The organism is Paenibacillus lautus NBRC 15380, from assembly GCF_004000945.1.
GTDB lineage: Bacteria > Bacillota > Bacilli > Paenibacillales > Paenibacillaceae > Paenibacillus_AQ > Paenibacillus_AQ lautus.
Genome location: NZ_BIMF01000003.1, coordinates 276,192 through 298,358 on the forward strand (window position 1 = coordinate 276,192; position 22,167 = coordinate 298,358).

The following is a 22,167-nucleotide window of genomic DNA, read 5'->3' on the forward strand; positions in this document are numbered from 1 at the left end:
CTTACTTCAGGGACCATTCCGGCAGGCTCGCGGCAATGCCCCGGAACGGATTTACCTTGAAGCCCTCGAGACGGCCATTATAGGCGATGACCGATTTGCCATAACTCGTGAAGATATATGGAAGATCGTCATTCAGCACTTGATACAGCTCGTGATAAATTTTCTTGCGCTCCTCAATATCGGTCGTTTCCAGACCACGGGCATACAGCTCTTTCACCTTCGGATTGTCATACCCCTTCACTTCGCCGTTCACGAAGGCTACCACGCCATCAGCCGGATCCGTCAGAAGCGGTGTTGAGAATGCGGCGAAGTCATAATCTCCGCTCTCAACCTTGGCAACGAGAGAATTGAAATCGGCGAACTGCTCAGGCTCGAATTTCACGCCGATAGCTGCGTAATTTTCTCTGGCCACAGCGATGAATATATCCGTGGACTGCCTTTTAGAGCCGAGGAAATGAATGGTGAGCTGCTTTCCATCCTTCTCCCGAATTCCGTCGGCACCAACGGTCCAACCGGCCTCCTCCAGCAACGCGATCGCTTTTTCAGGATTGTACTCGTAAGGATTAATTCCTTCTTCCGTATAAGACCAAGAGATCGGGGATGTCGGAATATTGGCCAGCGTGGCTGCCCCTTGATTGGAATCCACATAGATCGTCTGGCGATCCAATCCGTATGTCAGCGCCTGACGCACTTTCTTATCCTTAAGCGCTTCATGCTCCAGATTCAACTGAATGAATCCATAATTGCTCGGTGTGTAGGGGACCAGATTCAGGAATCCGAGACCCTTCAGCTTATCCAGGTTGTCTTGTGTGGCCTGGAAGCTACCGTAATCCTGCTCGCCCGTTTCAATGAACTGCCATGTGTCGCCTTCCGTTGTTTTGTATATAAAACGTTCAAGCTTCGGCTTTCCCTTATAGTAATGTTCATTAGCGACAAACCGGACTTCTTGCCCTGGAATGAATTTATCCAGCTTGTAAGGTCCGCTTCCTACGGGAGTCGCATGGAGGTTCTTGATATATTCAAGCTCACCGAATTTATAATCATTGCCATAGTAGGCTTTGGAGAGAATATCGGAACCCAGTGTAAGCAAAGCGGTTGCATTCGGCTTCTCCAGCGTTACGGAGATCGTGGAAGGATCCTTAATCTGAATACCGGGGATGCTCTCGGCTTTACCGGCTTTGTAATCCTGACCGCCTTTAACGCCGATGGAAGTCAGGTCCGTGCCGCCGTCATAGGCTTTATCATGGAGGAGCGTCCATGTAAAGGCTACATCTTCCGTTGTTAGCGGAGATCCGTCACTGAATTTGACATCTTTTCTTAAATGGAACGTGTATGTAAGCTGGTCCTCTGAAACTTCCCATTTCTCAGCAAGATCCGGAACAGGAACGCCTTGGTCGTCTACAGTCACTAGGGATGCGTAGAGCAGGGAAGACACGTTGCCGTCATAGCCTGTCTGATGAAAATACGGGGTAAACGCCCCGCTTGGATCAGTCAGTCCAACAATTACCGTATCGGTCCGCTCCTTGGCCGAACCTGGGAGTTTGGATAAATCCGATGCGAGCACCGGCTCCGATAATCCAGCACTCACCGGGGTCTTTGCGTTCGCCCCTGTTTGATTCTGTCCACTCACCTGACTGCCGTTCCCTTGGCTCGACTCCACCGCAGCAGGTTCGCTTGAGCAACCCGATACCAGCAAAGTCCCCACCATCACGAGAGATAATAGTATTGATTTCCCCGTTCTCATAGAACTTCTCCTCCATCTCTTATACCTAAATTCCGATCAATTAAGTTTGTTTTATGATCGATAATCCATATTATAGAAACGTAATTCGGTTCTGTAAATAGAGAACTGATATTTTTTTCTCTCTAAACAGAAATATTTTTAAAATAAATAACAAAAGAACCACTTCTCCCGTAGGAAAAATGGTTCTTTTGTCCGACATAACACAAAAACGATGCTAATTCTGCAGTATATATTGTTTTAACGTACGATGAATTTCATCGAGTTGTTTGGACCTTAAACTGTAATAAACCAATGTCTCACCTTCAAAATGTGCATAGATCAGTCCGGCGCTCCGCAATTTCGAGAGATGATCATGCGTGATTCCTTTGGACAGCTTGAGGTATCGGACAATCTCGATGAAGGAACGCGGGCCTTGCTGCAAATATCTTAATATTTTCAAGCGGCTCTGTTCCCCGAGACAACGGATAATCCGCAAATCATGCGGAGGCAGATTCTCCTCTTCCCCTAAATAAATCCTGGATGAATAGTGGCATATCAAGGTAGAGCTATAGTCGCTTATCACATTCATAGGCTGAAAGTGATATTGAGGAATGAAGATAATCCGCTCAAGAGCGGCGGTTTCTCTAAACATCATGCCGTTGGTCGTTTCATCCATGAATGCCTCGGCTGTCATCTGCAATGCGGCAGCGGACCTCTCTTCGGCTACCGCCTCGAGCGAGGATAGGATCCGGGGATTCACTGAACTGAAATACTGGTCATTCCACAAGCTCAGCCGGGACAAAAGCTGGGACCGGAACTCCCCCATGTTCGCCGGAAATTGGGTCACGCACTCCGACATCAGCTCGAACATATCTCCTATCGTCAACCCCTCAAGCCATGCCAAAAACTTTGGCAGTGATTGATAATCAGGACTCAGCAAAGCCAGCAGATAAGCATGCTTCCAATCGGCATTAACCTCCATTGTATCCAGCTCGGCTGCAAATGATGGGGTCAACCGGCTGCGTGTTTCCTTCGCCCATGAAGATGACAGATCGATTTTTTTATGGGACTTGCGGCAAATATAAGTATGGAGACTGTTAAAGAATTCATACACTGGCCCAAATCTGACTTCCAGTCGACAGTCCAATGGCTGCACTCCTTCCAATGGTTATCTTATCGTCCAGCACATCTCGCTATTGGTTGTTTCATCATTTAACGCGTGCCAGGATCAGCCCGTCATAAGCAGGCAGCAGCGTGCTGACCAGCCTCTTGTCCGTCGCGATGACTTCATTAAACCGGCGTACCGCTTGAACCGAAGGACCGTTCTTCTCCGAGTTTAGCGTTCTGCCGCGCAAAAAGCAGTTGTCCCCGGCAATAAGGGCACCCGGATTCGCAAGCTCCATGGCATAATCCAAATATAGAGGATAGTTCTCCTTATCTGCATCAATAAAGAAAAAATCGAAGGTCCGTCCTTCCTGCTTCAACGCTGCCAAACTGTCCGCAGCCGGCCCGATCCGGTACTCCACCCGATCCTGGAATCCGGCCTTCTCCAAATGCGTGCCTGCAAGCTCTGCGTATTCTTCCTTCAGCTCGAGTGAGGTGAGCTTGCCGTCCGCAGGAAGTCCTCGGCACAGACAGATTCCGCTATAGCCGCCAAGGGCGCCGATTTCGAGAATATTCCTTGCGCCGGCTGTCTGGACCAGCATGGTCAGCAGTCGGCCGTATGCCGGTGCCACCGAAACCTCCGGCATCCCATGCTCGCGGATGGCCTCTATCACATACTGAAGCTCTTCATCTTCAGGGTATAATTGGTTAACATAATCATCAGGGGTCATAAGCAATGAAGCCGCCTCCTTTATCTTGATAAAATACGCTGTTTCCCGTTAAACCTAACGAGAACTATCATATGATAATTGTCTTAGTCAATGCAATCGCCTATACTATATAGATTGAACCGGCGGCGACTATCGCCGTACACATGTTAAATGGAGTTGACATCGTTAATGCCTCGATTACAATTGATCGCGACGGCCCCGATGGGGCTGGAAGCCGTCGTTGCCCGCGAGTTGAAAGAGCTCGGGTACACCGACATGGAAGTAGAAAATGGCAGAGTTACCTTTTCGGGTGACCTGATTGATATTTGCCGCTGCAATCTGTGGCTCCGGACGTCGGACCGTATTCTCGTCAAGATGGGTGAGTTTAAAGCCTTTACCTTCGACGAGCTCTTTGAAGGAACAAAAGCTCTTCCATGGGAGGAGTGGATTCCGGCGGATGGCGAGTTCCCTGTGGAAGGGCGTTCCCATAAATCGCAGCTTAGCAGCGTTCCCGCCTGTCAGGGCATCGTGAAAAAAGCAATCGTGGAGAAGCTGAAGCTCTCGCACCGTACGGAATGGTTCCCCGAGGACGGCCCCCGTTATGTAGTCGAGGTTTCTCTCTTGAAGGATCGAGCCATACTGACCCTTGATACCACAGGACCAGCCCTTCATAAACGCGGCTATCGCAAGCTGGTTACGGAAGCTCCGCTGAAGGAAACCATGGCTTCCGCTCTGCTGCAATTAAGCCGCTGGGGCCCCCATCGTCCGCTGTATGACCCATGCTGCGGTTCGGGCACCATTCTGATCGAAGCCGCGATGATGGCCTGGAATATTGCTCCCGGCCTGCGCCGCTCGTTCCCGTCCGAGCATTGGGACATCATCGGAAATGACCTCTGGGAAGATGCGCGCGAGGAGGCTTTTGACGCGGTGAAGGACGATATTCCGCTGCATATCGCTGGAAGCGATATCGACCCGAAAGCGATCGAAGTAGCCAAAGCCGCCGCCAAAAGCGCGGGACTTGCCGGCGAAATCGACTTTAAGGTCCTCCCTGCAGCCAAAGCCATACCTGAAGGTGAATATGGTTGTATCATCACCAATCCACCATATGGCGAACGGTTAAGCGAGAAAGAGGAGGTTGAACGTCTCATTCGCCAACTCGGATCCGTAACGCATTCGCTCCCGACCTGGTCCTTCTTCGCACTCAGCCCGACCAAGCAATTTGAGCATTACTTCGGCCGCAAGGCGGATAAGCGCCGCAAGCTGTTCAATGGCCGGATCGAATGCCAGTATTATCAATACCTGGGCCCCTTGCCGCCGCGTAACAAATCGGTGGAATAACGAAATGACGCTTCTTGCAAACGCCGCCCTTGGGCGGCTTTTTTGCTGCATCGTCGTTTGATTTCATGCCGGGCCAAGCTATAATTAGAAAAGTGTCTATCGACGTTCTTGCATAGAGGACTGACCGCGTTTCGAGAATGTTTTAGTTTTAGATAAAGGAGGATACCCACGTGCTCTCATCCCCATCATGGAGCGATATCCGAAGCCGGGTCTCCAAAGGGCTGCATTACCGGTACACCGCATATTTATTATTCCTTATCCTCATGATGTACAAGCTGGTCATGCTTGATCATCATCTCCATATTACCAACATGAAGCTGGATCAGGCCGATTATGTGATTGCTGTCGGCTCACTCCTGCTGATATCCTTCTGGACCTTGTGGCTTCCGGCCAGAGGCCGTCTTGCGGCTTTAACTTTATTAAATCTCTTATGGACGGGGATCCTGTACGCCGATTTGATTTATTACCGCTACTTCGATGATTTCATAACAGTGCCGGTGCTTATGCAGGCCGGACAGGTCGGTTCCCTCGGGGATAGCATTCGTTCCCTGATTCATGCGTACGATCTGTTCTTTTTTATCGATTGGCTTATGGTTGTCCCATTTACCGCCGTCATGGTGTTCCGCAAACGGAGATCCACCCTTGGAACCTATACACTCCCGGGGGAATACCGCCAGCATCGGCAGAGCCGGATCATTCGCCGGTTGGTAACAGGCACGCTTGTGTTCATCCTGGGCATGGTCATGACTTTCGTTCCTATCAAGAAAGCATCCAATACATGGGCCGTTGGCCTCTTTGAAGGCAATTGGTGGAATATTACGCTGTATAATGTGACGGGACTGATCGGCTTTCACGGATATGATATCTACCGTTATGGACGAGATCATCTCGTGGGGCAGCCCAAGCTGGCGGAAGAGGAAATCAATCAGATCAAGGCATGGTTTGATGCCAAACGAATGGAGCCGTCCGGTGCGGACGCCTTGTTCGGCAAGTATAAAGGCAACAATGTCATCATGATTCAGACGGAGGCCTTTATGAATTTTGTCATCGGCCAGTCGATCGGCGGGCAGGAAATCACCCCTAACTTCAACCGGTTGATGCAGGACAGTATGTATTTCAGCAATTTCTATCACCAAACCGGTCAAGGGCGAACGTCCGATGCGGATTTTGTCACCCACAGCTCCCTGCTTCCGCTGCCCACAGGTTCCGTATTTACGCGATATGCTGATCGCGAGTACGATACGCTTCCGGAGATTCTGAAAGAACAGGGTTATGGCGCAAACGTGTTCCATGCCTATGACAGCAGCTTCTGGAACCGGACCACGATGTACCGAGAGATGAATTACGACCGTTTTTACAGCAAGAAGGATTTTGAAATGAACGATGTGGAGGGATGGTCATTGAGCGACAAAGCGTTCTTCGCGCAATCGCTGGATGAGATGAAAGGCATCAAGCAGCCCTTCTACTCCTTCCTGATCACGTTAACGAGCCATCACCCGTATTATGTCCCCAAGGATGCCGCGAAGCTGGATACAGGGGCTTTCGAAGGCTCAATATTCGGGAACTATTTGCAATCGATCCACTATGTTGACGAAGCTTTCGGTCAGTTCGTCGAGCAGATGAAACAGCAAGGACTGTGGGATAACACCCTATTGATCATCTATGGAGATCACGACAATTCGATCAAGGAAAAAGCGGACTATGAGAAATTCCTGGGACGAGAACTGAATGCGCTCGACATGGAGCAAATCATGAACCAGGTTCCCCTGCTCATCCACCTCCCTGATGGAGGGCATGCCGGAGTATATCCGGAGGCCGCCGGCATGATCAACGTGACGCCGAGCATCCTTCATCTTCTCGGTGTATCGGATGAGCCGTATTACTGGATCGGAAGCCATCTGTTTCAAGACAATCCGCGTCTGATTCCGCTGCGCAGCGGCGCATTCTCCGATGAGAAGGTGTTTTACCTGCCCACCGAGACGGCCGGACTTGAAGGGGGAACCTGTTACGATCTGACGACGCGTCAGCCAACTGACATCCAGGCATGCCGTGACGGATATGATGAGACACAGGAGCAGCTGCGGATATCCGATCAAGTGATCACGTATGACCTGCTGAAGTTATTTAAAGCACAGGGTGAAGCGAATACCCGGTAACCGGGCCTACCGTTAGAAAATTCCCAATCTTATTTTAGCCTCTGATCACTGTTGACCAAGGCTGCTTTAAACCAAAACAAACCAGGCTGATCTTATCCATCGGCCTGGTTTGTTTTGGGGGCTAGGCAGTGTCCGAACACGCACGCCAAGCTGCATTTATGAAGAGATCATCTTTTTCACTGATTTATATCAAGCCCGCCGGGTAACCGACTCAAAATGTTTTCTCCGGCTGACAAGCGTTCCGTACATCAACACAAGCCCCATCAATGCCAGGCTAGCTACAATTCCCAGCGTCATATAGGCAATGTCAGGTGCAAAGAGTCGTATGGAATTCCAAGGGGAGCTTGTCAGACGCGTGAAGAGGGGAATGATGCCAGCTGAAATCGCAAAGAGAACCAAACTCAGCGGAAGCGTGAGATATAACCTCAAGCTGTGTTTCTGCATCCTTAGCAGCATCCATATCACGATAGCGAGCAGAATGATCAAAGTTATCACCAATCCCCAAATTACCGGATGGGTTCGAGCGGAAGGCGGCTTCGGGTCTTGTCCGTCTAATATCCCTCTCAAGTCCTTGGAGACCTGATACAATCTGGCTTCCTCCAAAATGTGGTCCTTGTTGGTTAAAATAACGGCGCCTACGTCCCGATCAGGAATTAAGAAGATTTCCGCCCGTGCTTCCGGCGTTGATCCGGAGTGCCATACCAGCTTCTCGCCTTGTTCCGTCTCGCTTATTCTCCAGCCAAAACCATAGGCGCGATCCGGTCGATGCTGAACTAAAGGCGACAGGAGCAGCTCCTTATATTCCCGACTAAGCAACATGTCGTTATCTTGGAGCAAAAATTGGAGATACCGTGCCATATCGTCGATGCTCGCCGTGATATAACCATAAGAAGCACCACTATTGTCATAGGGAACGCTGCTCACTCGCGGATAGCCGAACCACGATTGATACCCTTGTTCAAAACCGGTTCGAACCGCCCGCTCCTCATCGGCTGCAGCCGTACTCATGCCCAGCGGGCCAAACACATGCTGCTCCATATAATCGGCATAGGATTGACCCGACACCTCCTCCAGAACAGCTCCCAGAATCATATAATTGGCGTTACTGTATTGATGTTGTTCTCCTGGTGGTCTGCTAAGCTTTGCGTTGGAGAGATTGCTCACAATCTCTTTAAGGGCAGAAGCATCCTTCGCACCCACATCGGAATACTCCAAGCCCGTATATGTACTATATCCGCTCGTCTGAGCGAGCAATTGCCTTATCGTTATTGACGACACCTCAGAAGATGCTTCGGCTTCAAACCACGGCAGATAGGCCCCAATGGACTCATCCAAATCCACCTGGCCTGACTCCATTAGCTGAACAATCCCTAACGCCGTCATGGATTTGGAGATGGATCCGAGTAAAAATGGAGTTTTCGAGCTGACCGTACTGCCTTCGGCTGTAACGCCATAGCTGTTCGTAAACACCATGCCCCCGTCCTGTACGATGGCAACGGAGAGGCCCGGAATTTGATATTCCTCCATCGCCGCCTTCATGTAGAGGTCAACCTTATCAGCTATGACTTCTTCCGCTTCTACTACATTCCCCCATGTCGGAAGCACAAATGCCAGAACGGTTAAAACGACATACGTCCACTTCTTTCTCATAACACGCTTCCTTCTTCTGTAAACGGCAGGGAACGTCTATGTCTTCTTTTACCGAAGACGTGGACCAGAATCGTAACGAGCGCCGAAATCGAAAGGCTGAATACAATCAACATCATATTCCACCACATCTGATCGGATATTCGGTACAGCAGATTGAAGCCGGTTATCTCATACCCCTTCACCCATGCCGTCGTTAATGATAAGGAAAATAACAGCTGACATATGATATAAACCACCGCAAAGACCAGTGGATATTTCAGAAAGCCCCATACGCCCAGCCGCCCGCTACGCGGTCCCGGTTCTTCAGGAACAGACTCGAAATCCCTGGTGTCTTGTACTCTAACCAAACCTTGCACCTCTGCATAATCCCTGACATACATATTGGGAGAGCCCAGATCTTCAAGACCATACTCCCCATGCTCCCGGCTTGCCTCCAGATGCTCCTGGATCTGTTCGACAACGGCTTCCACCTGAGTTGGCGTCATTTCGTACCGTTTCAACTCGCGGCGAACGTTCGCGATAAACTGTTCTTCTTCATAGGATAATGTCATGATCTCTGGCTCTCCTGTTCCACGCCATCGGCCATTCGCTGCACATTCGATGAAAGCAATGATCGAATATCCTGCTGCAGCTCCTGCCACTCCTGGATTTTCTTATCCAGAAACAAATCTCCGCTAGGCGTTATTTCGTAATACACTCTGGCTTTGCCGCTCTCGCTAAGCTCCCTCGTATCCGTCACCCATCCCTGATCTTTCAGCTTGGACAGAATCGGATAGATGCTTCCTACTCCCTTCAATTTCAGTCGGTGTTTCTCTAGCTCCTTCATGATCTCGTAACCATAACTCTTGCCATGGCTCAGAATGGCCAATACGCACATTTCCAAATGCCCTTTAATTAAACTTGTTCTATCCATGACAACAATTTAACAAAAATATATATCGGAATCAAGTATATAATTCAAATACGTATACAAATCCGTAAAAAAAGTCCGTTCACTAGCTCGAAAGCTATTGAACGGACTGCACAGGATCATAAACTACTTTTTAGCTGAACGAAGCTTGGACAGACGTTCCTTCTCTTCGCCTAACAACTCTTCCGCTAATTCCACCGCGTTTCGGTTCCCCTGCTCAATCACCTGGGAAACCGCTTGCTCCGTATGGGATAACGAATTCTCCGCTTGTTGAATCAGCTGTTCCGTCGGGTGGGACATTGCCGAGGATACGGCACGGTGCAGCTTCTCAACGGAATCTAGCGCGCTGTTGCTGGGACTGTTGGAATGAAGACTGGAATCGTGACTGTTCATGACGGATGCTCCCTTCTAAAGTTGTTGTTCCTGTTGCCCTCTTAGCATGGATGGCGGAGCCAGGAACTATACCCGTAGAATGGGAATACCACGAAACTTTGATACAGGTGTGTCAAACAGACTGTTTGTTTGTTATTTCACAAACGGCAGCGCCTTTGCCAGCACTTCATCCTCTGAAGGCGCGCTGACATAACGGCCGTTGATATACATAAATGCGCGTTTGCCGCAAGGACCGCAATAGGATTTACAGCCGATCTTAATGTCGGCATCCGGTACCATTTTCTTAATTTTCGGGATCATTGTCTTCAACTTCGTATGTCTGCACTTCTCGCAGACGCGAATATCATTAGCCATTGTACATTACCTTCTTTATTCTGAAGTAACCTAGTGGTCGCCGTGATTGCCCTGGGACGGATTCGTAATCACAAAGCCTTCCTCAGGAAAATAAAGATAGTCGATTTTGACGCCGTCCAGGAAAGGTTGTCCCGCCTCCAAAATGACATCGATCTCTTTATCTGTGGATACGATGACATCATTTTCCTTCGGCGTATCCAGATCCAGACCGTAGTGGGCATGATCGCCATGTGCATGGGTAACCCGCACGCGAAGTTTCTTGTCCTTGTTCTCTTCCTTGTCCAGCTCTCGCTTTAACACCTTGGCGGCATTTCGGGTAATTTTACATTTCACGTATATTCATCTCCTCACGGATGTTTCATTCAATATGTTATTGTAGACCCCTGCCGGCTTTTTCGCAAGGGTCCTGTCTGTATTGTTACAGCCCGAAGCCCATTTACCGTACGCGCTTGGCGGTGCCTTGATCCTCACCGTGAAGACCCGGATATTTCCGTTCGACGCGGGATACGAACCAGTTCATCAGCAGCATCGTAACTCCGATATCATCAATCGGCAGCAATGGCATAAAGTCCGGCAGCACCCAGTACAGCACAACCGGAACCAGGAATAACAGCTTGTCCCCGAGTGTAACCCGGGAAGAGGTTAAATAACCGAATATCCGCTGGAATACGTGCGACCAGCGCCGAAGCGACCATAATCTTCTCCACTTCATGTTGTTCCCTCCATTCCACGTTGCATGTCTATATCATTACCCAATTAGCAAATCTCTAAGAAATCCCGGCATAAACCATATTCCGTCCGGTCCGCAAGCGGTAAGAGGGCGAAAAGAGGCCACTGCCTTGTGATCCATGAAAGCAGCGGCCGAATTCTTCTATAATTGTATACGTTAAATAGACCTTTTCGTTTCAAAATATCCTATTCCAAAGCCATAAACGCAGCTAGAATGGATCCCACCTCGACGCACAGATCCTCGAAATCCTCAAGCGGCAGCGGATTCATCCCATAACCAACCTCCACGGTAAAGCCCGGCCTCCGGTAATGCTGAATGAACCAATCCTTGTATCCCGCATCGCTGCCCTGCAGCTTCACCGGCCTGTAACCGCCGGCCTGACCTAATCTTCTGGCCATGTCCTCACTTTCCGGAGGTTCGTAGTCCCTGTAATTCCAATAGATCTCCCTGCCTTGGCTGTGAAGGGAAAGGGCCCGTTCCGGAGATATCGATAATGTATGGTGATATACGGCTTCGGCTTCCGGCTCGCTAAGCGGCTTAGTCCCCGCATAATCCTGCGGGGAGGGGCGGACTTTCCCCCTACGCGCGACTTCCTCATGCCAATGTGCAGGGAACTGGTCACCCAAATCCACGCCGTTCATATTCGCCTTCCAGCGCCGAAAATCCTCGCGTCCGCCATTCCACTCGAGCAGACGTTCATAATATGGATGGGAAGGAGTGACTCCTTCCTGTACGAGCTCTACCCCATCCGGGTTTGCCATCGGCACAACCCATAACGTATAGTTCCGGTACCAGGCATCCGGCTCCTGAAAATAAACCGGCGACCCTTGCGATAATGCCCTGCCGTATTCCTCCATGAAACGCATCAGACAAGGGGTTGTGATCCATTCATTGGCATGCAGTGCTGCATTAATGTGAAGGTTCTTAGGGCCTTTACCGATTTTGGCCGCATATAGTGGTTTGCCGAGCACACTTCGGCCGATGACACTCCACTCGATAACAGGGTAGCGCAGCTGCATCTCTTGTATATCGCGTTCCAGATCCCCCGGTCCGTATTCGCCGGTTAATCGTATCATGCGCTTATGCGTGGTACCCGGCAGAACGATCGTTTTTCCCTGTGGCAGATGATGAGCCGATAACCCGGGATTCAGTTCTTCCAAGGCTTCCTTCCGAAACCGGAACGTATTGGCAATGCTATCAAAGGTATCATGTTCCTGAATGACATACCTTCGGCGCAACGATGCAGGAAGATAGAGCATTTGCCCCTGCTGGAGATACGGCTGCTGCGCCGCCCATGGATTCGCCGTAATCAGCTGTTCATACGCCAGACTATATCTGGCAGCCACGCGTCTCAGCGTGTCGCCTTTCTGTACGACATATTGCTGCATAATGGATTCCTTTCCGCGGCAAAGCCGCTTCAATTAGCGTCCATTCCATGTATATGAGCGGCCGGTTGTCCAACATGTATGATGCAAAAGATCGAAAAAGGGGCGTTTAGTCCCGCTCTTTTTCTAATCCTGGCACCGGAAATTAATAAAGGCAGGACAAGGTCTTATCCCTTGTCCTGCCTGCGCTTACTTGCTCTTATTTTTCTAGATAAGCTCTAAGGTATGAACCGTGAATTATAGCTTCGTAATTTGCCAGACAACAGGTGTCCGCTTGATATGCTCTCCGAGCCATTCGGTCGCAATGCTCTGAAAAATGACCGGATCTCCTGTACAGAAGAATTGATGCACCGGGCTCTCCATGCTGCTCGCGAGCTGGCCTTTATCGTACAGAATCGTGCTGACCTCGCGAGCCGTCTCATCGGCGGAGCTGATCAGTTTCACGGACGGCCCCATGACGGTTTGGATCGTATTCCTCAGGAACGGATAGTGAGTACAGCCCAGGATCAGACAATCAATGGAGGTATCCTTGATGCCTCTCAAGGATTGCTGCACTACCTGCAAGGATTCCTCGGAACGGAACAATCCGTGTTCGACGAGCGGTACCAGTTCGGGACAGGCTTGGCTCTCTACCTCGATGTAGGGCGACAGCTGTTTCAGAGCCGCTGTATACGCTCCGCTGCCAATGGTTCCGACTGTACCGATCACGCCGACGTTACCGGTCTTCGTTGCGCTTATGGCGGCTCGCGCCCCTGGGTGAATGACACCGATGACCGGTACAGGCACTTTGGACGAAATATAATCAAGCGCCGCAGCCGTAGCCGTATTACAGGCGATCACAATCATTTTAGGATCATACTGAATTAAATAATCTACAATTTGCTCCGTAAATAAACGGACTTCTTCCGGCGTACGGGGTCCGTAGGGTGCGCGGGCTGTATCTCCGAAGTAAATAATTTTCTCTCTCGGGAGCTGTCTCATCACTTCTTTAGCGACAGTCAGCCCGCCGACACCCGAGTCTAGTATTGCGATTGCTTGCTGCACGAACCCACCGCTTCCTTCTTGTCAAATTCATGGTTTACTGTGATACCATATGTCATTTCGGATCGAAATGTACCTTAAATCTTACCCCAATTCCCCCCTATCTTCAACAAGGACGCCGCTGCAAAGAGAGTTGGTTATTTGTTCAAGCAATTGTAGGACTCTTGCGCCAGTCGCTGACCGTAGGTAGTTTATACTATAGTAAGCACGCGTATAGTAAAGGAGAATTCTACGTGAATGACAACATTCATCATACCGACCTTATGGAAGCTGCGGAGCAGTTTATCGAGCTTTGTTATGCAGAATTAAACCGTCCTCCGGAAGAAACCGAGGCTCGGCTCATGGACATACGCTTACAGATCAAACTAACAGGTACATATAAGCATACACTCGAGGAACTGACGCACGGGGCCAAAATGGCTTGGCGAAACAGCAACCGCTGTATCGGCAGACTGTTTTGGGATCGCCTAAAGGTATTCGATGCCAGGCACTTAACGGAGACCTCTGACATTTTCTCAGCACTGCTCCACCATATCGAGAGTGCCACCAATGGCGGAAAAATCATGCCAACGATTACGATTTTCAGGGCTGCACATCCAGGGGAGGCCCCACTTATGATCAAAAACCACCAATTGATTCGGTATGCGGGTTACGAAACGCCGGACGGGACGATTGGCGACCCGGCTTCCGTATCCTTCACGAAGGAATGCATGGAGTTGGGGTGGCGGGGAGACTTGACCGACTATGATGTGCTGCCGCTGGTTGTGCAGCAGGGGAATGAGCCGCCGGAGTGGCTTCCGATACCGGAAGCCTACGTACTGGAGGTCCCCTTGGAGCATCCCGAACTTCCAGCTCTTAAAGAGGAAGGGATAAAATGGTATGGGGTGCCTCTCATCTCGGACATGCTGCTTGAAATCGGCGGCATTATATACACGGCAGCACCGTTCAACGGCTGGTATATGGGAACCGAAATCGGAGCCCGTAACCTAGCTGACGAAGGGCGCTACAACAAGCTTCTGCTTATTGCCAAGCTGATGGGCCAGGATACTTCCAGCGTAACGACCTTATGGAGGGATCGCGCCTTGGTTGAACTCAATGCTGCCGTGCTCTATTCATTCAAGAAAGCAGGCGTCAGCATCGTAGACCATCATTCGGCAGCAGCTCAATTCGGTTTGTTTGAACAGCGCGAACAGCAAGCCGGGCGGGAGCTCACAGGGGATTGGAGCTGGCTGATTCCTCCGGTCTCGCCGGCTACAACACATATTTTCCACACCTCTTATCATAACGACATCCGTTCTCCGAATTTCCATTACAGGAGCAAAGAGCAGTAATCGGGACTTTATTTCGAATCATTTATACACAGCAAAGCCGGGGCTCTGTGCCGCCCCGGCTTTCATGTATTTTGGCGTAATTTCCTTATTCTCGTAGATGATGTGCTTAAGCGATTATCTGATCCTGGATTAATCGTTGATCTTCACTTCAGTAACAGTGGATGCATAAGCCTCTTCTTCAAAATCCTCGTCAAACGAGGAGACCTGCGCAATTTCCTCTTCTGCCAGCCAGCTTTCTTGCCGGTTGCGCCAGGACTGAATGTCGGAGATCACGTTCTCCGCCCGATCTGTCATGATGCCGATCAGGTTAACCCCCTGCTCTCCTACCTTCTCCGCTGCCTCCTGCACCTTGGTGCCGATGCCGCGGGCGCCGTCGGCAATGTCATTCCGAAGCTCTTTGCCGGATTTTGGAGCCAGAAGAAGTGCGGTAACAGAACCTGCAACACTGCCGATCAATACTCCCCAGAGGAGTCCTTTGCTCTTCTCTTTCATATTCCATCTCTCCTTCTATTTGGCTTGCCCTTCGCCGGACTTGGAGGTGTACTTGTTCCATGAATGCCAAAGCGTCATTCCGGCATCAACCCACCGGAACATCTCCCCGATCTGCCGTTCATTATCGAGGCGAGCACGTTCCAGATGCTCAATGGCGGTTATGGAAGCTTTTTTCCCTACAGCATGAATCGCATCGGCCGTCTTGGCTACCGCTGACGCAGCATCGGACATGGAAGCGGCAAATGCTTCGCCGGCCGCCAGCTGTCGCTGAATCATCTCTAACGAGACGGATGCCTGCTCCAGCACTTGCGAGGCTTCCTGCGTCAATCGGGTACTGTCTTCCTCAAGACGGCCCAGCATGGTCTCGGCCCGCCCGATCAGCTTTTTAACCGACAGCATCATGATCACCGCCGCAACCGCGATCAGAACGATGCCGATGGCAGCGGCCAGTGCACTCCATTCTGTCATTGGGAACTCCTCCTTTCGTCCGACCGGGCGAATGCCTAGTCGCTTGATGCATTATAAGCAGCATGGGCTTGTCTTGACACAACATCGGCGTTTTTTTATTCCCGCATCGAAAAACCACGACCATCCCCAAAGCTTCGGAACATGCTAGGGCTTGCAAGGAATCCAACAAAAAAACAGACCGTTCAAAGATTCCCTGAAGGTCTGTTATGGATGAATCATATGGAAGAGCCCATGGCATCATGGGATATTTCTTTTTAATACTTACAAGCATCAATACATCTCGTTTTTTAAATACTCACGGACATTTCCCGCAAACTGCTCCAGCACATCAGGCAGAATCGAGGTTAAAGGATGAAGCGCATGCCTGTCCCAGTCATAGTAGTCCTGTACAAGCGGTTTACGCAATCGTACCAGCTCCAGCAGCACCTTATGAACCTCTTCGGGGAACACCTTTTCCTCATGATTAATATCCATGATATCTTCATAGCTGCTGGCATCCCGCATAATAAATCCGTCAATCAAGTAGCTGCCGACATCCGTTACGACTTCGATCGCCAGATGAAGCGCACGCTCCTGAACCAAGCCCAGTACCAGGCCTCCGTCCCATGTTTGTGCCGCAGCACGCAACCCTTCCGCAATTTCGGGAATCGCGCTCAGACGCCGTTCAATTTGTTCTTGATTCACATAATACACCGCAAATCTCCTCCAGCCTGTTGTTGTAAGGTCTATATCATTGCCTACACTTCAAAATCTACGCTAAGCGTATGATCTTTCACCGTATTAATGTATTGGATCACTTCCTGGTGAACAGGATGGACGGCATATGCTTGCAAATCTTCAAGATTGTCCACTTCAACGATCAAAGCCAAATCATATGAGCGCTCGGAGCGAATAACATCGGCACCCGCCTCAAGGGATCTTAGCATCGGAATCTTGCCATCCATATCCCGCAGCACCTGCACCGTCTTCTCAATATTCTCGGCGGATGAGTCCTTCAGTTTGAAAAAAACAATATGTTTAATCATCGTCCGTTCCTCCATCTCTAGCATGTATGTAAATCTTTCGTATCTATCATACCCCGTTCGTCCGGAAAAAGAAATCGCTCCCACCAACATATCGGACATATCAGCTGCGCTGGATCTAATCAAATAGGAGCACCGTCTGGCTTACACCAGAATGTGCTCCTGAAATCAGCATTCTATTTAAGGGAACAACCGCTGCAATCACGAACTTAATGGGTTCAGCATGTTCTGGGCAATCCAGACGCCGGCGGCTCCCGCCTGAGCAAGCCCCCTGGTAATTCCGGCGCCATCCCCGCCACAGTAAAGCCCCTTGATTTCCGTCTCGAAGGACTCCGACAGCTTCGGTCTTGCGGAGTAGAACTTGGCCTCCACCCCGTAGAACAGCGTGTGCTCCGACGCAATCCCCGGTGTGACTTTATCAAGTGCTTCGACCATCTCGATCAGGCTTTTCATGGTATTGTACGGCAGCACCAAGCCAAGATCACCAGGAACGGCCTCCTTCAGCGTCGGCTCCAGAAATCCTTCGCGAATTCGGCCTTCGGTGGATCTCCGGCCACGGAGCACGTCGCCGTATTTCTGTACAATGACCCCGCCGCTGGATAGATCGTTAGCCCGCTTGCATATTTCACGCGCATATTCATTAGGCTTGTCAAACGGCTCCGTAAACTTATGGGATACGAGCAGCGCAAAGTTTGTATTGGCTGATCCCAATGCCGGATCTTTATAAGAATGGCCATTGGCTGCCATAACTCCGCTATGGTTCTCAACCACAACATGACCGGAAGGATTGCTGCAGAACGTACGCACCCGGGTTCCAACCGAGGTGTTAAAGATGAATTTGCCTTCATACAAATGCTCATTGATCTCGCGCATGACCACATCCGAGGTTTCCACCCGAACGCCCACGTCTACTTGGTTATTATGCATTTTCAATCTGCGTTTTTCAAGTATGCCGGTCAACCAGGCAGACCCGTCGCGGCCGGGAGCAACCATCACCAGATTCGCCTCATGGACCTCTCCGCCCTTCATCGCGATGCCGGTGACGCGGTGAGTTCCGTCTTCTTTGACGGTAACAATGTCCTCGACTTCCGCCCGGAAAGCCATATCAATTCTAGTCTTCAAATATTCATATATCGACTTCAGAATCTCCAAATTCTGCTCGGTTCCAAGATGTCTTACCTGAGCACGCAGCAGCTTCAGGCCCGCTGCGTATCCACGCTGTTCAATATCCCGGATCGCATTTGTTGTCGGGTCCGTAATGGCAGGTGTCGCTCCATGCTCCAGATTGATAGCGTCCACATATTGGATGAGCTCCATGACTTTGGAGCCGGGCAAATAATCGGTCATCCAGCCGCCAAACTCCGTGGTGATGTTGAATTTGCCGTCGCTGTATGCTCCCGCCCCACCAAATCCTGCTGTTATCGAGCAGGCCGGCAAACAACCGGCAAATTCCTTACGTCCTACTGCCGGTGGACAGAGCTTAATCTTCTCCTCCAGGATCGGACAGCTTCTCCGGTAAATATCATGTCCCTTGTCAACCAGGAGCACCTTGCTTCCTGGTGACTTCAATGTCAGTTCATAACAAGCGAAAATACCGGCCGGACCGGCACCAACAACGATAACATCATATTTGCTCATCATATCCCCCTGTGTGTTTGACTGTCGCTTCTGCACACCGCTCTGGGCACAAAAAAATCCTGCTTCGAATAGGTATGCTTGCGCATCCTATTCGTAGTCAGGAATTTAAGGTCCCTTGTAGAAACCCCTGAACCTTATTTTCAGGGATATACGAATAAGCATCTTTTTTCTTCTTCAACCATAGTTAATATAAAACGGATTTACGAATGAGTCAATAGATAATGTGTTTATCGTTCGTATTTGACTCTATTCATCCTCGTTTTAAACCTCTTTTCCCCCAATAAACATCATAAAAAGGCGAACAATACATCAAAATAATCAATCAAACGGGTAGGTCTATCGGACCATTACATCCGACTTATAAATCAGGTAACAACGAAATGGAAACAATTGTTTGATGATTGGCTATTGAAAAGTGAGTGTCGAATATTGTAGTATTGTGTTAAAAAAATCGGAGGAATTATGCCTACACAACTGCAGCAAGAAAAACACTCCATTGAGGCGTGGTCCCTGATCAATCGTAAATATTTGGGGAAAGGTGTGCGAGTCAAGCGCTTTCGCCGGCCGACCCGCTGCCAAATTCGCAACCGCGTCCTACTAGCCGTACTTATGGCCAACGATATCAAATTGTCGCAATTGGCCGAGGAACTGGGAGTATCCTCCCGTAGTGTCAGCGCCTGGGTATATGAGGGACGCGTTCCCGGTAAAAACAACCTGGAGAAGGCCTGTGACTACTTGGGTTATCCCCGCCACATTCTCTTCAGGGAAGAACTGCTGGACAAGTCACCTTTAATCTGTCAGCCGGCGCCTTCCCGCTTCATGAAACGCACCCTGACACGCTCACCCGTTAGCAATCGGATTCTGACAGGCCTGTGCATGGTTCATGATTTGTCGGTAAGCGATGTCAGCCGCTGGATCGGCGTGCATCCCGGCACATTCCGCAAATGGCTGCACCAGGGCACCGTGCCATCCGCAGCGTTCCAGGAAAAAGCGGAACAGTTCTTCCGTATCCCTAAATCTGTTCTATTCGCAGATTGCGCATTAAAGCAAAATTCCTAATTGAAGTTGCACGTTATATTATAACCATACTTACTATTCAACCAATGCTCAGCTTGCCGGGTCGATCCGGCTAAGCCGGGCTTATTTTCTGTTATGGCATATTTCGAGATGATCAGGGAATACAAGTAACATTCCGTTTGCATCATCCAACAATTGAGGTGACAGAAATATGACGCTACGTCAAAAGCAAATTGGTGCTGCACTGGGATTGCTGGCCGGAACAACCATGGGAAGCGGTTTTGGATTCCTGCTGGGCTGGCACTCCTTTAATCTGATCGTCCTGGTGGTCCTCTTCGGTTTATTCGGAGTAACGGCTGGTCTTTGGCTAGGCTCCCGAATGATATTCAAAGAGCTGCCTTAATGAACGATACGATTCATCGTTCTGCCTCTTCCTCGCTGAGAATGGAGGCAGAACCACAAAAAGAAGACCGGAGATTCCGGCCTTCTTTGTTATTCATTCGTTATGGGGCCTCGCATAAACAACATATAACGGTCAAGATACAGCAGCGCCTTCGTTCTTGGGAGCTTCAGCAGCCTCATCGGTGATAGCTCCCGTGGCAGGGCTGCCGACGGTCGTATCCGGTATATCCAGGTTGATCCAAGTTTTGCCTCCGTCCTCGGTTTTGGCTTGACCGCTGAATCCCGTTTCAGGCGATGTGAAATGGAGAAATCCGGCATTCGGCGTGCTTCCAATCCGAATCCACGTCTCCCCGCCATCCATAGTGCGGTACAGATCGTTATTCTCCATCACCGTCCAGGCCTGCTTACCATTCAGCGCAAAGATTTGACGTACGGTGCCTTTCGGCTGAGCTTGAACCTCCCATTCCGTACCACCGTTATCACTAAAAGCAATCCAGCCCTCTCCGCCAATCCAGCCCGAGCTATGATTAATGAGCCGGACCGCCGTCACATCCGCTAAATCCACATCGGGTTCAGCGGCCTGATGATCTGGAGTAACGTCCGTATCATCATCCGGTTCTGCAACGGCACCGCTTCCAGCGGCGTCATCGTCTTCTGAGCCGGATGAGGGCTCTGTCTCCGGGGCATCCTCATTCGAAGAATTCACCGATTGCTCCGGTACCGGAAGCTCAGCCGTATTCCCCTCATCCGTTGGTTGACATCCAACAGACAAACTAACGACAACGAGCAGCAGCAAAATAAAGCTAAGCCCTTTTCGAGGTTTTATCACAGGATCACACCCCTTGTATTCAAAATAACCAGCCAGTAATGCTAACAGGTCTTATATTATAAATCCAACTCCATCGAATTCACCCTAAAGCTGAACGGTTCCTCTTGTTTAGTATAACGCGATTTCCACATGAAGAGGAACGAAAAAAGCTGTTCTTCAAGTTAAATTTCCACTTGAAAAACAGCTTTGCTTCATAGATGCGGTCGAGAGGACTCGAACCTCCACGGGGGTTAGCCCACACGGACCTGAACCGTGCGCGTCTGCCAATTCCGCCACGACCGCATGTTATGTAAGTCGTGATCGAGTTGATCACCGTAATTAAGAGTATATTACGCCCAGAGTTAAAAAGCAAGCATTTTTTTAAAAAAATTGTCGAAACCATCAAACTACATATGGTTTCGACAGCTCAAGTTGATCTCAGATGGTCCATTGATCATGTATGACGCCAGATAACACCCAGTTCTCCCCATCTTGTTCAAATACAAGCCGGAGGCTTTCCCAATCCATCCCCGCATAATCAGGATGAACTCCATCGAAGTAATACTCGACAATGACAGCTCCCTTATACTGGCTGCTTGCATTGTTCACCGTATTTCCTTCGCTCTTGGATTGGTTGTAACCGATCCATGGCGCTGCGGCAAAATCGCGGGTATAGATGAATTTATTAAAATAGTTCTCAAAATTCAACGAGATTGGTTCTCCGCTGCCATCATACTCACCCCATCGGTATAAGGTATCGTGGTTAAATCCCTTCCTCAGCTGCTGCTTGCCAAGTGTGACATCCTTCTGCCGGTCAACATGCGCATAAGGGGAAAAAGTGATCCCGTTTGGATGAGCGAGCTCTGCAAGCTTTTCAAAATCCTTGTTTTTCAAAAATGTTATCGCTTGATCACTCTTCTTGGACAGGACTGCTTCTGCCTCCTTCGGGGTGAGTAACGGATAGATCATAGCTTCTTTAGCCTGGTTATTCCAAACAACCTTACCTCCCAAACCCTCTGCCGAGAATCGGAGGGGGATATAAATACGTCCCTCCTTGAGCAGAGGCGGGGCATCCAGGGTCACAGCTTTGCCGTCTTTCATGGCATGATTCTGCCCCACGGTGTAACTCGTTGAATGTGTGCCATTACTTACAATGGCCGTCTGCTTGGCTTGGTCCCAACGCACTTCGGCTCCCATCGCTGTTGAAATGCCACGGAAAGGCACCATCACCCTGCCGTTATGAATAAAGGGAGGTGATTCCAGCAGAAGTCGGCCTCCATTCACCCGAACTTCGATAGGTCCACCTGAGGATGTGTCCGCAGCCCAAGCTTCTCCTCCATAAGCCACGGAACCGGTCATCCCTAACACTACCGCCACGATCCCAGCCAGCAGCCTTCTCACGCCTTGACGTTTCTTCATCACAAACTCTCCCCTCCTAAAGCCCGGTTCACTATCTATTTTCATTATATAAGATTTATAACCCTTAGGCCCATCC

General features: G+C 49.9%; 24 protein-coding genes, 1 tRNA gene and 1 riboswitch. Of the genes, 5 read left to right on the top strand and 20 right to left on the bottom strand.

What is annotated here, in order from left to right:
• Position 1: 1 nt before the first annotated feature.
• The 3 genes from PLA01S_RS08400 to PLA01S_RS08410 all read right to left on the bottom strand — a co-directional run bounded on the left by PLA01S_RS08400 (position 2) and on the right by PLA01S_RS08410 (position 3,558).
• Positions 2-1,744 carry an ABC transporter substrate-binding protein gene (locus PLA01S_RS08400; RefSeq protein ID WP_127591549.1) on the bottom strand — a complete coding sequence of 581 codons (1,743 nt, stop codon included), beginning with the start codon at positions 1,742-1,744 and terminating at the stop codon, positions 2-4.
• 214 nt (positions 1,745-1,958) lie between these two features.
• Entirely contained in the window at positions 1,959-2,870 is a 912-nt protein-coding gene (locus tag PLA01S_RS08405) for an ArsR/SmtB family transcription factor (RefSeq protein ID WP_127591551.1), read from the bottom strand.
• Between the two features lie 61 nt (positions 2,871-2,931).
• Positions 2,932-3,558 (bottom strand): O-methyltransferase, encoded by a 627-nt coding sequence (locus tag PLA01S_RS08410; RefSeq protein ID WP_174819203.1) that lies wholly within the window; start codon positions 3,556-3,558, stop codon positions 2,932-2,934.
• A gap of 168 nt (positions 3,559-3,726) precedes the next feature.
• On the opposite strand from PLA01S_RS08410, the gene PLA01S_RS08415 reads away from it, so the two are divergent.
• Together PLA01S_RS08415 and PLA01S_RS08420 are read left to right on the top strand one after the other, a co-directional pair.
• Complete coding sequence (locus PLA01S_RS08415) at positions 3,727-4,875, top strand: THUMP domain-containing class I SAM-dependent RNA methyltransferase (protein ID WP_127591555.1); 1,149 nt, start codon at positions 3,727-3,729, stop codon at positions 4,873-4,875.
• Positions 4,876-5,045: 170 nt separating this feature from the next.
• On the top strand, positions 5,046-7,031 hold the full coding sequence (locus PLA01S_RS08420; protein ID WP_127591557.1) for an LTA synthase family protein: 1,986 nt from the start codon (positions 5,046-5,048) through the stop codon (positions 7,029-7,031).
• Positions 7,032-7,220: 189 nt separating this feature from the next.
• Here the strand turns inward: PLA01S_RS08420 and PLA01S_RS08425 are convergent, their stop codons facing one another.
• From PLA01S_RS08425 to racE, 9 genes are all read right to left on the bottom strand, one after another.
• Positions 7,221-8,681 carry a serine hydrolase domain-containing protein gene (locus PLA01S_RS08425; protein WP_127591560.1) on the bottom strand — a complete coding sequence of 487 codons (1,461 nt, stop codon included), beginning with the start codon at positions 8,679-8,681 and terminating at the stop codon, positions 7,221-7,223.
• Positions 8,678-9,232, bottom strand: a complete 555-nt coding sequence (locus tag PLA01S_RS08430; RefSeq protein WP_127591562.1) for a hypothetical protein — start codon at positions 9,230-9,232, stop codon at positions 8,678-8,680. The genes PLA01S_RS08425 and PLA01S_RS08430 overlap by 4 nt, the downstream gene beginning before the upstream one ends.
• Positions 9,229-9,594: a PadR family transcriptional regulator gene (locus PLA01S_RS08435; RefSeq protein WP_127591564.1), complete on the bottom strand. Its 366-nt coding sequence runs from the start codon at positions 9,592-9,594 to the stop codon at positions 9,229-9,231. Before PLA01S_RS08435 ends, PLA01S_RS08430 begins: the two co-directional genes overlap by 4 nt.
• A 123-nt stretch (positions 9,595-9,717) precedes the next feature.
• Complete coding sequence (locus PLA01S_RS08440) at positions 9,718-9,984, bottom strand: hypothetical protein (RefSeq protein ID WP_127591566.1); 267 nt, start codon at positions 9,982-9,984, stop codon at positions 9,718-9,720.
• 132 nt (positions 9,985-10,116) lie between these two features.
• Positions 10,117-10,338, bottom strand: coding sequence for a YuzB family protein (locus PLA01S_RS08445; RefSeq protein ID WP_127591568.1), 222 nt, complete (start codon positions 10,336-10,338; stop codon positions 10,117-10,119).
• A gap of 30 nt (positions 10,339-10,368) precedes the next feature.
• The gene (locus tag PLA01S_RS08450) at positions 10,369-10,671 is read right to left on the bottom strand and encodes a HesB/IscA family protein (protein WP_127591570.1); all 303 of its coding nucleotides are present in this window, start codon (positions 10,669-10,671) and stop codon (positions 10,369-10,371) included.
• A gap of 103 nt (positions 10,672-10,774) precedes the next feature.
• Positions 10,775-11,050 (bottom strand): hypothetical protein, encoded by a 276-nt coding sequence (locus PLA01S_RS08455; protein ID WP_127591571.1) that lies wholly within the window; start codon positions 11,048-11,050, stop codon positions 10,775-10,777.
• Between the two features lie 203 nt (positions 11,051-11,253).
• Positions 11,254-12,456 (bottom strand): M14 family metallopeptidase, encoded by a 1,203-nt coding sequence (locus tag PLA01S_RS08460; RefSeq protein WP_127591573.1) that lies wholly within the window; start codon positions 12,454-12,456, stop codon positions 11,254-11,256.
• A gap of 234 nt (positions 12,457-12,690) precedes the next feature.
• Entirely contained in the window at positions 12,691-13,497 is an 807-nt protein-coding gene (racE, locus tag PLA01S_RS08465) for a glutamate racemase (RefSeq protein WP_127591575.1), read from the bottom strand.
• A 260-nt stretch (positions 13,498-13,757) separates the two neighbouring features.
• On the opposite strand from racE, the gene PLA01S_RS08470 reads away from it, so the two are divergent.
• Positions 13,758-14,825, top strand: a complete 1,068-nt coding sequence (locus tag PLA01S_RS08470; RefSeq protein WP_127591737.1) for a nitric oxide synthase oxygenase — start codon at positions 13,758-13,760, stop codon at positions 14,823-14,825.
• Between the two features lie 129 nt (positions 14,826-14,954).
• On the opposite strand, the gene PLA01S_RS08475 is transcribed toward PLA01S_RS08470, so the two are convergent.
• The 5 genes from PLA01S_RS08475 to PLA01S_RS08495 all read right to left on the bottom strand — a co-directional run bounded on the left by PLA01S_RS08475 (position 14,955) and on the right by PLA01S_RS08495 (position 18,445).
• On the bottom strand, positions 14,955-15,317 hold the full coding sequence (locus PLA01S_RS08475; RefSeq protein WP_127591577.1) for a YtxH domain-containing protein: 363 nt from the start codon (positions 15,315-15,317) through the stop codon (positions 14,955-14,957).
• Between the two features lie 15 nt (positions 15,318-15,332).
• Positions 15,333-15,785, bottom strand: coding sequence for a DUF948 domain-containing protein (locus tag PLA01S_RS08480; protein ID WP_127591579.1), 453 nt, complete (start codon positions 15,783-15,785; stop codon positions 15,333-15,335).
• A 270-nt stretch (positions 15,786-16,055) separates the two neighbouring features.
• The gene (locus tag PLA01S_RS08485) at positions 16,056-16,478 is read right to left on the bottom strand and encodes a DUF86 domain-containing protein (RefSeq protein ID WP_127591580.1); all 423 of its coding nucleotides are present in this window, start codon (positions 16,476-16,478) and stop codon (positions 16,056-16,058) included.
• A 44-nt stretch (positions 16,479-16,522) separates the two neighbouring features.
• Positions 16,523-16,810, bottom strand: coding sequence for a Dabb family protein (locus PLA01S_RS08490; RefSeq protein WP_076325696.1), 288 nt, complete (start codon positions 16,808-16,810; stop codon positions 16,523-16,525).
• A gap of 198 nt (positions 16,811-17,008) precedes the next feature.
• The gene (locus PLA01S_RS08495; protein ID WP_127591738.1) at positions 17,009-18,445 is read right to left on the bottom strand and encodes an NAD(P)/FAD-dependent oxidoreductase; all 1,437 of its coding nucleotides are present in this window, start codon (positions 18,443-18,445) and stop codon (positions 17,009-17,011) included.
• A 74-nt stretch (positions 18,446-18,519) separates the two neighbouring features.
• A riboswitch (purine riboswitch) is annotated at positions 18,520-18,619 on the bottom strand.
• A gap of 288 nt (positions 18,620-18,907) precedes the next feature.
• Here PLA01S_RS08495 and PLA01S_RS08500 point away from each other — a divergent pair.
• Complete coding sequence (locus PLA01S_RS08500) at positions 18,908-19,504, top strand: helix-turn-helix domain-containing protein (protein ID WP_071223142.1); 597 nt, start codon at positions 18,908-18,910, stop codon at positions 19,502-19,504.
• 169 nt (positions 19,505-19,673) lie between these two features.
• A complete protein-coding gene (locus PLA01S_RS08505; RefSeq protein WP_127591582.1) occupies positions 19,674-19,865 on the top strand; it encodes a hypothetical protein in 192 nt (63 codons plus the stop codon).
• A 132-nt stretch (positions 19,866-19,997) separates the two neighbouring features.
• On the opposite strand, the gene PLA01S_RS08510 is transcribed toward PLA01S_RS08505, so the two are convergent.
• The 3 genes from PLA01S_RS08510 to PLA01S_RS08520 form a co-directional block, all read right to left on the bottom strand.
• Positions 19,998-20,693, bottom strand: a complete 696-nt coding sequence (locus PLA01S_RS08510; RefSeq protein ID WP_246059396.1) for a WD40/YVTN/BNR-like repeat-containing protein — start codon at positions 20,691-20,693, stop codon at positions 19,998-20,000.
• Positions 20,694-20,891: 198 nt separating this feature from the next.
• Positions 20,892-20,975, bottom strand: a tRNA-Leu gene (locus tag PLA01S_RS08515).
• Between the two features lie 135 nt (positions 20,976-21,110).
• Positions 21,111-22,091, bottom strand: coding sequence for a copper amine oxidase N-terminal domain-containing protein (locus tag PLA01S_RS08520; RefSeq protein WP_127591584.1), 981 nt, complete (start codon positions 22,089-22,091; stop codon positions 21,111-21,113).
• Positions 22,092-22,167 lie beyond the last annotated feature (76 nt).

Coding starts and splice junctions, on each gene's coding strand:
- PLA01S_RS08455 (WP_127591571.1), bottom strand. CDS start 11,050: ATGAAGTGGAGAAGATTATGGTCGCTTCGGCGCTGGTCGCACGTATTC.
- PLA01S_RS08440 (WP_127591566.1), bottom strand. CDS start 9,984: ATGAACAGTCACGATTCCAGTCTTCATTCCAACAGTCCCAGCAACAGC.
- PLA01S_RS08495 (WP_127591738.1), bottom strand. CDS start 18,445: ATGAGCAAATATGATGTTATCGTTGTTGGTGCCGGTCCGGCCGGTATT.
- PLA01S_RS08490 (WP_076325696.1), bottom strand. CDS start 16,810: ATGATTAAACATATTGTTTTTTTCAAACTGAAGGACTCATCCGCCGAG.
- PLA01S_RS08410 (WP_174819203.1), bottom strand. CDS start 3,558: ATGACCCCTGATGATTATGTTAACCAATTATACCCTGAAGATGAAGAG.
- PLA01S_RS08445 (WP_127591568.1), bottom strand. CDS start 10,338: ATGGCTAATGATATTCGCGTCTGCGAGAAGTGCAGACATACGAAGTTG.
- PLA01S_RS08400 (WP_127591549.1), bottom strand. CDS start 1,744: ATGAGAACGGGGAAATCAATACTATTATCTCTCGTGATGGTGGGGACT.
- PLA01S_RS08500 (WP_071223142.1), top strand. CDS start 18,908: ATGCCTACACAACTGCAGCAAGAAAAACACTCCATTGAGGCGTGGTCC.
- PLA01S_RS08415 (WP_127591555.1), top strand. CDS start 3,727: ATGCCTCGATTACAATTGATCGCGACGGCCCCGATGGGGCTGGAAGCC.
- PLA01S_RS08430 (WP_127591562.1), bottom strand. CDS start 9,232: ATGACATTATCCTATGAAGAAGAACAGTTTATCGCGAACGTTCGCCGC.
- PLA01S_RS08425 (WP_127591560.1), bottom strand. CDS start 8,681: ATGAGAAAGAAGTGGACGTATGTCGTTTTAACCGTTCTGGCATTTGTG.
- PLA01S_RS08470 (WP_127591737.1), top strand. CDS start 13,758: ATGGAAGCTGCGGAGCAGTTTATCGAGCTTTGTTATGCAGAATTAAAC.
- PLA01S_RS08460 (WP_127591573.1), bottom strand. CDS start 12,456: ATGCAGCAATATGTCGTACAGAAAGGCGACACGCTGAGACGCGTGGCT.
- PLA01S_RS08475 (WP_127591577.1), bottom strand. CDS start 15,317: ATGAAAGAGAAGAGCAAAGGACTCCTCTGGGGAGTATTGATCGGCAGT.
- PLA01S_RS08520 (WP_127591584.1), bottom strand. CDS start 22,091: ATGAAGAAACGTCAAGGCGTGAGAAGGCTGCTGGCTGGGATCGTGGCG.
- PLA01S_RS08505 (WP_127591582.1), top strand. CDS start 19,674: ATGACGCTACGTCAAAAGCAAATTGGTGCTGCACTGGGATTGCTGGCC.
- PLA01S_RS08435 (WP_127591564.1), bottom strand. CDS start 9,594: ATGGATAGAACAAGTTTAATTAAAGGGCATTTGGAAATGTGCGTATTG.
- PLA01S_RS08480 (WP_127591579.1), bottom strand. CDS start 15,785: ATGACAGAATGGAGTGCACTGGCCGCTGCCATCGGCATCGTTCTGATC.